We start from the raw sequence: 11,118 nt of genomic DNA on the forward strand, positions 1-11,118 counted from the left end.
CGACAGAAGAGCAGATGGAAAGGTTCACCAACGCTTTCATTTCACGCCTCCCGAAGTACATGCAAGAGGCTATATCGCCATCACTAGCAGCTTAATTGAATATCTACTGGCTAAACTATTGAGTTTTCAAGGCTTCATAGTTCTTTTTGGTATGGGAAGTTTAAATATTAACTAATAATCCTTAGTATAGTAGGATTGGGAACAGACACACAAATATTTTTATCACTTTTACTGATCAATTAGTTGCTTTTTTAAGCTGCTAGCCAGATTTGAACTGGCGACCTCCTCCTTACCACGGCGGTGCTCTACCTCCTGAGCTATAGCAGCGACTTAATTGTAACATGCCGGCTTCTTTTCGGCAAAAGGATAAAAAGTAAACAAAAAAGAAAGCTTCCAACTGGAAACTTTCTAAAAATCTTTTTTATCCCTTGATGTGCACCAGGGTGTACTTCTTCTTGCCCTTACGGATGATGACGAACTTGCCGTCAAAAGCAGCCGCCGGGTCAACTTCAAAGTCGGTGTCCTGGATCCGGTCGCCGTTGACATAGATGGCGCCGTTGTTAACGTCTTCTCGTGCCTGCCGCTTGGATGATTCAATCTTGGTGTCAACCAGGAAGTCAACCAGGTTCTTCTTTTCTGCCCCGCTCTCAGCGCTTGGCGCCTTGGCCAGGGCGATTTCTACCTGCTTGGTGGTCAAGTCCTTCACGTTGCCGGAGAAGAGGGCCTCAGTGACCGTTTGGGCTTCCTTCAGGCCTTCTTCGCCGTGAACGAACTTGGTTACTTCTTCAGCCAGGCGCTTTTGGGCTTCCCGCTTCCAAGGTTCAGTCTTGACCTTTTCTTCCAAGGCGTCGATTTCTTCGTGGTTGAGGAAGGTGAAGTACTTGAGGTACTTGATCACGTCCCGGTCATCCTGGTTGATCCAGAATTGGTAGAATTCGTAAGGACTGGTCTTTTCCGGGTCCAGCCAGACAGCACCGCCGGCGGACTTGCCGAACTTGGTCCCGTCGGCCTTCAGCATCAATGGGATGGTCAAACCAAAGGCTGGCCGGTCTGCCCCTTCCAGGCGGTGGATCAAGTCGATCCCGGCCGTGATGTTGCCCCATTGGTCAGCCCCGCCGATCTGCATCTGGACGCCGTGGTCCCGGTTCAGGATGTAGAAGTCGATGGCTTGCAGGATTTGGTAGGAGAATTCAGTGAAGGAGATCCCGTTTTCCAGCCGGCTGGCCACGACTTCCTTGTTCAGCATGTTGTTGACCTGGAAGAGCTTGCCGTAGTCGCGGAGGAATTCCAGCAGGGTCATCTTGCCCAGCCAGTCACGGTTGTTGACGATGCGGAAGTTTTCCGTGCCAAAAAGCTTCACCATCTGCGCCGTCAAAGCTTCTTCATTGTGCTTGATCGTTTCTTCAGACTGCAGGACCCGTTCAGTTGACCGGCCGGATGGGTCACCGATTGACCCCGTGCCCCCGCCGATAACGATGACTGGCTTGTAGCCGGCCAGCTGGAATCTCTTCAAGATCATGAAGGGAATCAAGTGACCGATGTGCAGGGAGTCACCCGTCGGGTCAGTCCCGCAGTAAAGGGCCAGGTCGTCATGCTTGGCCAGGTAATCCCGCAAGCCTTCCTCGTCGGTTTCCTGGTTGATGGCGCCGCGCCATTTCAAATCTTCCAAAATGTCAAAATTAGCCATTTCTGCCTCCAAATAAAAAAGTCCCCGGATCAAAAGATCCAGGGACGACTAAATTCTGTCTTAGCCGTGGTACCACCCACGTTCGCACAAAGTGCCTCTTGGGAGCTTCTTAACGGGGTTCTCCTTCCCCGCGCTGTATTTCGTCTGCCTGGCCTGTCTAGCTCGCACCAACCGCTAGTTCTCTGAACGCTGAACCAAGCAGCTACTTCATTGTCGCGTTTTTATAAAAATAACATGAATTCGCCTTCGGGTCAAGCCTATAAAAGCCAGCGGGCCAAAAATCTGCTCCTGCGCAAGAGCCAGACGATAGCGAGACTGCTGGCAAAAATCAAAATTACCAAGCCAGGCAGCCAGGCAGAATTACTTGCCGCTAGCTGCCAGACCGGCGTCTTACCCCAGTAGTAAATCAATAACGGGTGCAGCAGGTAAATGCCCATGACAGACCCGGCCAATTCCCCTAAAACTTCTTCTGACCAAAGCCGGGGCTTGAGCATCTGCAGGCTGAGAAAAACCGCGCTGCTCTCCAGCAGGACAAAAAAGGAATTATAGCTGTACAAGGTCAGGCGTAAATGGCCGGCCTTCGCCGTCAGCCAGCCAGACAAGCCGATTGTCGCTCCAGCCCCCAGCAGGCCCAGGGCCTGGACAAAATACAGGTTGCGCTTGCTCATGTGGGCCTGGCTAAAGTAGTAGCCAGCCATGTAGTAGCCCCCAAAGCCCATTACCGTTTGCAGGTCCAGCTTGCCCAGCAGGCGCTTAAAAGCGGCAAGCGCGTCAGCCATATGCTTGGGCGGCTTTGGCCAAAGGCGGATTAAGTCCAGGCCGGTCGGCAAAAGCCAGGCAAAGAGCAGGGCCAGCAAGAGGTAGTATTCGAGCAGCTGCCGTCTTCTGGCCAGCGGCCGCAAAAGCGGCGTCACCAGGTAAAGGCCGGCAATCATCGGCAGATACCACAGGTGGTCATAGCTGCCGATCAGGAACTTAGCCACGGTCACCAGGTCGCCCCCCTTGGCGAAATAGTACCAGCCACAATAAATCAGCTGCCAGATTAAGTAGCTGACTACGATCCGGCGCAGGTGTTTTTTAAAAAGCTTTTCCCAACTCAAGTCAAAATCCGGATTCAGAAAAATAGCCCCGGAAATCATGATAAAAACCGGCACGCAAAAGCGGCTCAAGCCGTCCCAGAAGTTGAGGATCTGCCAGTTTAAGCTCGCGTAATCCTGCCGGTAGAAGTTGAGAGACGTGGCCACATGGATAGTGATTACCCCCAAGATTGCCACAAGGCGGAGGTAATCGAGATAGGCGACGCGCTGCTTATGAGCCATCATTGCCCCCTTTTTTTATTTCAAAAGACAAAAAAAGGGACTAATCCTCCTTAGTCCCTTTTTTTGCAATAAATCAAATTATTTCTTCATGGTGTAGAAACCCTTGATCTTCAAGGCATAGGCTGGACCAGCCGTCATGTCGTATTGGATCATTTCGTAGTCCTTGAGCAGGGCTTGTTGTGAGCTGGTCAAGGTCTTCGGGTCAACTTCCTTGCCCTTCTGGTCAACCAGGGTAAAGCCGGTGTCATCGCTGTAGCTGATCGTCAAGGCTGGCAGCTTCTTGTGCACTTCAGTTAAAAGTGCCTGGTAAGCCGTAACCTTGCTGTTGGTTTGTTCCAGCATCATGGCGATGAAGTCACTGGTGTTGACGTAGTTGGTCTTGGAAGTCAGTTTAGCCTTAGCCCCGTGCTGACGGGCGTACTTGTTGGAGTAGATGAAGTAGCGGGTCGAGTGCATTTGGACCGGGTACTTAGACGTGTATGACTGGGAAACGATTGACGGGTAGTGGTCACCGTAGAAGACCAGGGTAATTGGCTTCCTGATCTTGTCAATCTGCTTGATGAACTTCTTGACCGCCTGGTCAGTGTAGTGGGTCCCCATGATGTAGGTCGCCACTTGCGTTCTAATGCTGCCGTCGTCAAAAAGATCACCGGAAATCTTGCCGGCATAGTAGTTCTTCGGGTACCAGTTGTTGTACGGCATGTGGTTCTGAATAGAAATCAGGTTGATGAACTGGCCGCCCTTGCGGGAATTGATCTGCCGCAAGCCGTTGGCGTAAGTCGTGAAGTCGGAGTTGTAGGAACTGGTCCCCAGCTTCTTTTGGTCCACGATCTTGTACTTGGAACCAAGGTAAACAAACTTGTTGAACTTGAAGCGCTTGTAGTCTTCAATTCTTGAGTAGTAAGTCCCGATGAATGGGTGAACTGCTGAAGAGTAGTTGGAGTTGGCCCCAATGGTTGGGTAGTACTGGTACTGTGGCACGACTTGGACGTAAGGAGTCAAAGTTGTGTTGAAGGAGCCCATGTTAAAGCCAGTCAGTGATTCCCATTCCATGTTGGCCGTACCACCACCGTAGCCGGCACTAAGCATGCTGCCGTAAGTGGTAGTCTTCTTCAGTGAGTGGATGTAAGAAATCGGATCCTTGGTCCCCTTGGCGAACTTGATCGTCGGGAAGGTATATGGATCGATGAAACTTTCACTCAAGTTAAAGATCACGGTCTGCTTGGACAAATCGTTAGTCCGGGTCTTGTTGATCTGGTCAGCCACCTTTTGGTACTTCTCATAGAGCTTCTGAATCTGGCTCTTGGAGTAGTTGCTTGGCTTGTCCATGATCTGCAAGTCGATGTAGTTGAGGAAGTTCAAAATTGGCCCGTTAACCTGAATATCTCTTTCCGGGTTCCGGAAGGACTGATTGTTGTCAAAGGCCCGGTTCAAGCGGTAAATAGCTGAGCCTTGGTGGTTAAACCACTTCGGCGTCATGAAGAGGGCCAGGCTGGCCAGGGCCCACATCCCCCGCCGCTTCCAGTTGCCGCGCTTCTTGACCTTGAACTTAACTTCGCAGAAGACCATCAAGGCAATAACGGCAGCCAAAGCCAGCAGGATCATGATCAAGGTCTTCTGCCCCCCGATCATGCTCAGCAAACTGTCAGCGTTGGTTACTTCAGACAGTTCACTTGGGTAGATTGGCTCGCCCCGCAGGTCAAGCTTGATCTTGTTGGCAACCGCCCAGGCGATCACAACCGTGGAAGTCGTGATGAGGGAAACCCAGTATCTGGTCGTGACGAAGTAAAGGATGGTGAAGAAGGCGTCGATAAAGATTGTCGTCAAAATCAAGGCCCCCAGCTTGGTGCCAACCAGCCAGACTACGGCGTTGACGTTGGAAGCAGTCGTGATCTGGATCCGCATATTGTCGGATTCAACCAAGAAGGAAGCAAAGGACAGGATAAAGAAGAAGGTCCAAGTCAAAAGGTTAGTCCGGTGGTGCTTAATCCAGCCCCACAGACGGTTAAATGCCTCTTCAGCCACTGCCCCGAAGCTCTTGCTTTCATACAAGAAGCGGTTGATCCGCTTAACTGGCTTGAAGCGCCACAAGTAGCGTTCAATCAGCCAGTGCCAGGCAATAGCAATGACCAGCATGATCAAAATCGTGATCATCCGGTTCAATTGCCGGCTGCCGGTACCGTACTTAAAGGAAGACATAAAGGAGTTGGCATCTGGTGCCTGCATGAAGATGATCAGCGGAACCAGGAAGTCCAGGTCCTTTGCTTCCAAAGCCTTGATGGCCGGCCGGGCAAAAACAAAAGCGGCCAAGGCAATAATAAAGATGAAGGGTGAGGTCACGTTGAGCAGGAACTGGTAGTTCCATGATGACGGGTTGGCCCGCCAGGACATGATCTGTGACCAGTAAACGGCGTTAAAGCCGGCTACCCCGACGATTACCAGGCCAAGGGAAAGGATACCGGCCACAATAAAGATGGCCGTTTGCTTGATGGAAAAGTCAACCTTCCCTAAGAACATCCCCCAGGCAAATGGAAGAGCCAGGTAGAGACCATAGATGGAGTATTTCATCTCGTAAGTCCCGGCTGACAGGGTAAAGCCCAACAAGGTCAAGGCGATCAAAATGATCAAGCTCTGCTTCTTGCTGAACTTCTCCTGCCAGTCATAAATGACCGGCTGCACCAGCAGGCCGAAGACTAGACCCGTCATCAAGACGGAAGTCGAGGTCAGAATCGGGAAGAGGATACCCCAGAGGCGCCAGGCATTTAAGTGCCATGGCTTGGAGATAAAGAAGACAAGATAGTAGGCCAAGAGGGTTACTTCCATGATAGCCCAGGCCCTAAAGCCTTCGTTAAAGCGCAGCTTGCGCTTGCTGTAAACGGCCCCGAAGACCATTGGAATAAACCAATAGGTCGCGCTTTCCACGATTGGTGGCAGGTGGCGCAGGTAGGTAATTGAGCTTTTCAGCATGCTGCTCTTGAAATTAAACATTTGCAGCAAAAGCACCAGAGCTACCAACAGCAGGAAGCCGTACTTCAGCAGGTTATGAATTCTTCTGGATTGTGTTTGTTCACTCATCAATATCGGAATTATTCTCTTTCTTTTGCAAATTCATTATCCATTATACTCAGTTTTTCATCCATTATACTCAGTTTTTCTTAAAAAAAGACCAAGAAATTATTTCAATATTCCCAACTTCTTCTTGATCGTATATAAAATATCGACCCGCTTGCCATGGCCCGTGAAAAAATCCCGTATATCGTAGCGGAACTTGAAGGCCATGACCGCCGTCATGATCAAGAAGACCAGGCCAGGTTCAAGCGACTTGGTCAGCTGGTAAATACTGAAAGACAGCATGAAAACCAAAGGCGGGATAGTCAGGTTCTGCATGATTGCGGTCAAGACCAAGGCTATTAAAAGAGTAATAAGCCCCGCCCGCCAGTCGTAGAGAACCGTAACCATGGCCGTCACGGCCACCGCCTTGCCCCCTTTAAAGTGGTTAAAGACCGGGAAGCAGTGGCCTAAGACCACGCCCAGGCCCGTATAAGCCGTGAGCAAGTGCTGGTGGTAGATGGCATAGACCAGACAAATGGCCAGCAGGGTCTTAAGCAAGTCGCCGATGCAGGTCAGAATCCCCGCCTTCTTGCCGAAAACCGCCCCCATGTTGGCCGTACCCGGGTTGCCTGACCCGTACTTGGTCGGATCCTTGTGCAGGTAGTACTTGCCCACGAACATGGCGCTGATGAAGTTGCCAAACAAATAGCCGATAATTACTGCCAAAAATTTGCTAAGCACCTTTAATAGTCCCCTGAAAACGGATTGGTATTGTAGTCGTAATTATAACTGTAGCTATAAGTCGTATCGTAATTTGTGCTGCCAGAATAAGCAGTATTGCCAGAGTAATCTGTACTGCTGGAACTAGTGCTGTAGGCAGTTGTACTGCTGGAAGCCTGGCTGCTGGATTTAGAGCTGGAGCTGGACTTTGAACTTTTCTTGCCGCTCTTGACGCTGTCAGCCGTCGTGCCCGGATCATAGATCGTGTAGTTCTGGGTCTCACCGCTGCCAAACTTAAAGCCGGCGGTCTCGTTTAAGGTATTCAGCTCGGTTTCCCGGTTGGAGATGGTTGCTGTCTTCAAGCCCAGCAGCTTTCTGATCTTGTTGGAAATCCGCTGCAGTTCACTGGTTGGCGCAATTTGGTAGGCCGCGTCGTTAACATAAGCACTGTAGCCGTGCAGGTAGTCGCTGTCGCTGGAAGAAGTGCAGTCTGAGTAGTTGGCCAAGATCGACTTCAAAGCCTGGAAGCTTAAGTTGGTCTTCACGTTTGATGACAGGTTATTGGTGATCTTGCTGAAGTTCATCAGTGAGTCTGCCGTGGCCAGCTTCTGGACCAGCTTGGTGATGACTTCTCTTTGCCGCTTTTGCCGGCCGTAGTCACCCTGCGGGTCATCATAGCGCATCCGGCTGTAAGCCAGAGCCGCCTGCCCGTTTAAGTGCTGGCGGACCCGCTTCTTGAAAGGAAAGCCGCTGTAGGTAAAGGTCAGAGGCGGCGTCACGTAAATCCCGCCGACATAATCGACCAGCTTCATCAGCCCGCCCATGTTGACCAAGGCGTAGTACTTGACCGGAATGTTCAAGAGGTTAGAGACAGTCTTCATGGCCATCTTGGCTCCGCCGATCGAATAGGCCGCGTTGATCTTCTGCACGTCGTTTGAATCATCGCCAACCATGTCAGCCATGGTGTCCCGCGGAATCGAGATCATCGTGTAGTTCTTCTTCTTCGGATTGACCACGACGACGATGATCGTGTCAGTATTGCCGCGCTTTTCCGTTCTGTCCAAGGCCCCGGTGTCGGTCCCTAAGAGCATGACGGCAAAAGGCTTCTTGCCGTTGAATTCGCCATAGGTCGTCTTAACCGCGTTTTCTGAGTCATAAGCCTTGTTGGCCGCCTGCTCAGCCGGTCTTGTACAAATGGGCGGCATACAGGCCCACTCCGGCCGCAATGGCGCAGACAACCGCCAAAATGCCGATGATCCAGTTGCGGATCTGCTTCTGCTTGCGCTTTCTGGCATGCTGCCTGGTCTCAGGAATGCCCAGCTTGTCTTCTTTCTTCATAAATTGATACCTACTTAAAAAATGACATTAGTCTGTATTATAGCAAAAAAGCACCGCCAACTTTTGCCTGCGGCCTTTTCTTATTGAAATTGTAAAAAACAGTCAAAGCGGGCGCGCGATATTTTCCCGTAAGTATCCCTGTGCACAACTTTCCTATCTAAGCTATCATCTTAGCAAGCCATCTGTCAATCCTTAATCAGTCCAACAAAAAAAGCGAAGCCGGAGCTTCGCTTTAATTAGGGAAAGAGGACTTAGTCCAGCTTTTCCTTGCTTACAACGTTCAACTTGTCGTCGAAAGTGTAAACGACTGGTTCACCAGTCTTCATTTCAACATCCATGATGTCTTCGTCAGAGATGTTTTCGATGTACTTAGTCAAGGCACGCAGTGAGTTACCATGAGCAGCGATGATCACGTTCTTGCCAGCCAAAAGGTCTGGAGCAATGTGGTCTTCCCAGAATGGCATAACTCTGTCCAGAGTAACCTTCAGGTTTTCTGCCTTAGGAACGATGTGTGGGTCCAAGTTTGCGTAACGACGGTCGTTAGCTTGGCTGAATTCTGAGTCGTCAGCCAAAACTGGTGGCAAAACGTCGTATGAACGACGCCAAATGTGAACTTGTTCGTCGCCGTACTTTTCAGCAGTTTCAGCCTTGTTCAAGCCTTGCAAAGCGCCGTAGTGACGTTCGTTCAGTCTCCAGGACTTAGTTTCTGGAACCCAGAGTTGGCCGCTTTCTTCCAAGGCAAAGTGCAAAGTCTTGATCGCACGGGTCAAAACTGAAGTGTAAGCTTGATCAAATTCCAAGCCGGCTTCCTTGATCAAACGACCAGCCTTCTTAGCTTCTTCAACACCCTTGTCTGACAAGTTAACGTCAACCCAACCAGTGAATTGGTTTGAAAGGTTCCATTCACTTTGACCGTGACGGATTAAAACTAATTTAGACATTAAAAAATCTCCTTTAGCAAATTAAACGTTTCACTAATTATTATACGGCCTCTCGCGGCCTTTTCAAAGTCCTAAAGGCAAAAAAAGCACTTTTTCTGACTGGAATCGCTAACAATTAGTCAGTGATTTGTTAGAATTGAAGAATAAGGATGTGATTCATACTATGCCGTCAAAGAAAAAGAAAATTCACCTGCTCACCCTTCTGGCCTTGGCCAGCCTCTTTTTAACAGCCTGCGCCAAACCCAGCCCCCATAGCCTGGTCAAAAAGGCCCAGCAGAGCAAGATTGCTAACTTCCAGCTGAAGATCGACGAACATTATTACACGGGAAATAAACCAGTCCGTTTTTACGGCCAGATCAACTACCAGCGGTCTCCCTTCGTCATGCAGGCGGACTTAACCCAGAGCGGAGACCAGAACGTCAAGATGTGGGTGGGCCAGCGCTATGCCTACGTCAAATACTATAAAGACCAGCAGGAAGCCTGGTACAAGGCCAAGCTCAGCCAGTTCACGACCATCTCCCACTTCCAGCAGCTGGTCAAGGACATGGACACCCTGACCCTCAGCCAAAAGAGCGCCAAGCTTTTTTCCGTCAGCCGGACAAAAAATGGCTGGCGGCTCAGCTACACGGGCAAGAGCCAGCGCCTCTGGCAAGAGATCACGGAAACCAACGGCCTGGCCAGCCTGTCTAGCGACAGCCAAATGGCCAAGGCTAAGCTCCAGCAGATCAAGATGACCATCGACTTCAGCCAGAAAAAGCAGCTGACCGGCCTGGCCATCTATGCCAAGTACAAGGTCAAGGGGCAAACCAGCTCAACCAAGCTGTCCATGCTCAAGGTCAACCAGCAGAAAAAGCTGGCCATCCCCAAGACGGTCAGCAAAAATTCCGTCGACGTCAGCCGGCTGAATAAATAGAAAACAGAAAACACAAAATGTAAGGTACAAATAAGGAGGCAAAAAAATGCAACTCGGTATTATCGGCAGCGGCAAGATCGTTAGAGACTTCCTCACTGCCCTTCCCCTGCCCGGCCTAAAATTAGCTGCTATCGCCACGACCAAGCGGTCAGCAGCCACCGGCCAGGAACTGGCTGACCAATACGGCATCAGCCGGGTCTACGACGACTACCTGGAAATGCTCAAAGACGACCAAGTTGACACGGTTTACGTGGCCACCCCTTCCTCCATGCACTACCAAATGTGCCTGGACTCTTTGGCAGCCGGCAAGAACGTGATCTGTGAAAAGCCCTTCGTCTTCACGACTGAAGAAGCCTTAGAGCTCAAGCAGCTGGCCGACCAGAAGGGCTGCCTCATTACCGAGGCCATCACCAACCGCTACCTGCCAGCCTTTAAGTCCTTGGCCAGTGACTTGCAGCTTTTAGGCCCGGTTCACGTGGTCAGCCTCAACTACACCCAGTACTCTTCACGCTACGACCGCTTCCTGGCCGGCGACATCGCCCCGGCCTTCAACCCCCGTCTGGGCGGCGGAGCCCTCTTGGACTTGAACGTCTACAACATCCACTTAGCCGTCAGCCTATTTGGGGCGCCTTTGGACGTCCATTACTTCCCTAACCTGCAAAAGGGCGTCGACACTTCCGGCGTTTTAGTCCTGGCTTATGACGACAAACAGGCCAGCTTGACCGCGGCCAAGGACTCCCAGGCCTTTGCCCACAACCCCTCTCTCATCGCCGGGGAAAAAGGGGCGATCAGCTTTATTGGCAGCCCGGGTGACATCAGAAGCTACCGGCTGGAAACGGCAGACGGGCAGACCGCCAAGAGCTTTGACCCAGACCTGCACCGGATGATCCCGGAATTCACTGAATTCATCCGGATCTTTGACCAAAAGGACAAAACCGCTGCTGACCGGGCCTTTGCCCACAGCCTGCAGGTCATCGCCGTCCTGGAAGCAGCCAGGGACTGCATGCCTTAAGGAAAAAGCAAAACAGAAAAATAAAGAATTAAAGAACTAGGGAAATAAACAAGAAAAATCGCTTTGATGTGACCCCCAAAATTGGGACAAATTAATATTAAGCCGTTAAGGTTGTTAAAACATGATTCCGATATTCA

Annotated in this window: 7 protein-coding genes, 1 tRNA gene and 1 pseudogene; 2 read left to right on the forward strand and 7 right to left on the reverse strand. The window is 50.7% G+C overall.

Translation table 11 applies throughout. The features are described from left to right. Positions 1 to 254: 254 nt before the first annotated feature. The 7 genes and pseudogenes from DS743_RS00140 to DS743_RS00175 all read right to left on the reverse strand — a co-directional run bounded on the left by DS743_RS00140 (position 255) and on the right by DS743_RS00175 (position 9,056). A tRNA-Thr gene (locus tag DS743_RS00140) sits at positions 255 to 327 on the reverse strand. A 94-nt stretch (positions 328 to 421) separates the two neighbouring features. Then, complete coding sequence (tyrS, locus tag DS743_RS00145) at positions 422 to 1,687, reverse strand: tyrosine--tRNA ligase (protein WP_002877898.1); 1,266 nt, start codon at positions 1,685 to 1,687, stop codon at positions 422 to 424. 257 nt (positions 1,688 to 1,944) lie between these two features. Beyond that, positions 1,945 to 3,006: an acyltransferase gene (locus DS743_RS00150; protein ID WP_013439024.1), complete on the reverse strand. Its 1,062-nt coding sequence runs from the start codon at positions 3,004 to 3,006 to the stop codon at positions 1,945 to 1,947. Between the two features lie 78 nt (positions 3,007 to 3,084). Continuing rightward, positions 3,085 to 6,081: an LTA synthase family protein gene (locus DS743_RS00155; protein ID WP_035183952.1), complete on the reverse strand. Its 2,997-nt coding sequence runs from the start codon at positions 6,079 to 6,081 to the stop codon at positions 3,085 to 3,087. A 99-nt stretch (positions 6,082 to 6,180) separates the two neighbouring features. Further along, the gene (locus DS743_RS00160; RefSeq protein ID WP_002877895.1) at positions 6,181 to 6,798 is read right to left on the reverse strand and encodes a glycerol-3-phosphate acyltransferase; all 618 of its coding nucleotides are present in this window, start codon (positions 6,796 to 6,798) and stop codon (positions 6,181 to 6,183) included. 2 nt (positions 6,799 to 6,800) lie between these two features. Then, positions 6,801 to 8,115, reverse strand: a pseudogene (locus DS743_RS00165) (LCP family glycopolymer transferase). A 251-nt stretch (positions 8,116 to 8,366) separates the two neighbouring features. After that, positions 8,367 to 9,056 (reverse strand): 2,3-diphosphoglycerate-dependent phosphoglycerate mutase, encoded by a 690-nt coding sequence (locus DS743_RS00175; protein ID WP_002877893.1) that lies wholly within the window; start codon positions 9,054 to 9,056, stop codon positions 8,367 to 8,369. A 163-nt stretch (positions 9,057 to 9,219) separates the two neighbouring features. Here DS743_RS00175 and DS743_RS00180 point away from each other — a divergent pair, with 163 nt between their 5' ends. After that, positions 9,220 to 9,969, forward strand: coding sequence for a hypothetical protein (locus DS743_RS00180; RefSeq protein ID WP_003616713.1), 750 nt, complete (start codon positions 9,220 to 9,222; stop codon positions 9,967 to 9,969). A gap of 46 nt (positions 9,970 to 10,015) precedes the next feature. Beyond that, entirely contained in the window at positions 10,016 to 10,981 is a 966-nt protein-coding gene (locus tag DS743_RS00185; protein WP_013439021.1) for a Gfo/Idh/MocA family protein, read from the forward strand. The last annotated feature ends 137 nt before the right edge of the window (positions 10,982 to 11,118 follow it).

Origin of the sequence: Lactobacillus leichmannii (assembly GCF_024701915.1) — a bacterium.
Classification (GTDB): domain Bacteria; phylum Bacillota; class Bacilli; order Lactobacillales; family Lactobacillaceae; genus Lactobacillus; species Lactobacillus delbrueckii.

Coding starts and splice junctions, on each gene's coding strand:
- tyrS (WP_002877898.1), bottom strand. CDS start 1,687: ATGGCTAATTTTGACATTTTGGAAGATTTGAAATGGCGCGGCGCCATC.
- DS743_RS00150 (WP_013439024.1), bottom strand. CDS start 3,006: ATGGCTCATAAGCAGCGCGTCGCCTATCTCGATTACCTCCGCCTTGTG.
- DS743_RS00155 (WP_035183952.1), bottom strand. CDS start 6,081: ATGAGTGAACAAACACAATCCAGAAGAATTCATAACCTGCTGAAGTAC.
- DS743_RS00175 (WP_002877893.1), bottom strand. CDS start 9,056: ATGTCTAAATTAGTTTTAATCCGTCACGGTCAAAGTGAATGGAACCTT.
- DS743_RS00180 (WP_003616713.1), top strand. CDS start 9,220: ATGCCGTCAAAGAAAAAGAAAATTCACCTGCTCACCCTTCTGGCCTTG.
- DS743_RS00185 (WP_013439021.1), top strand. CDS start 10,016: ATGCAACTCGGTATTATCGGCAGCGGCAAGATCGTTAGAGACTTCCTC.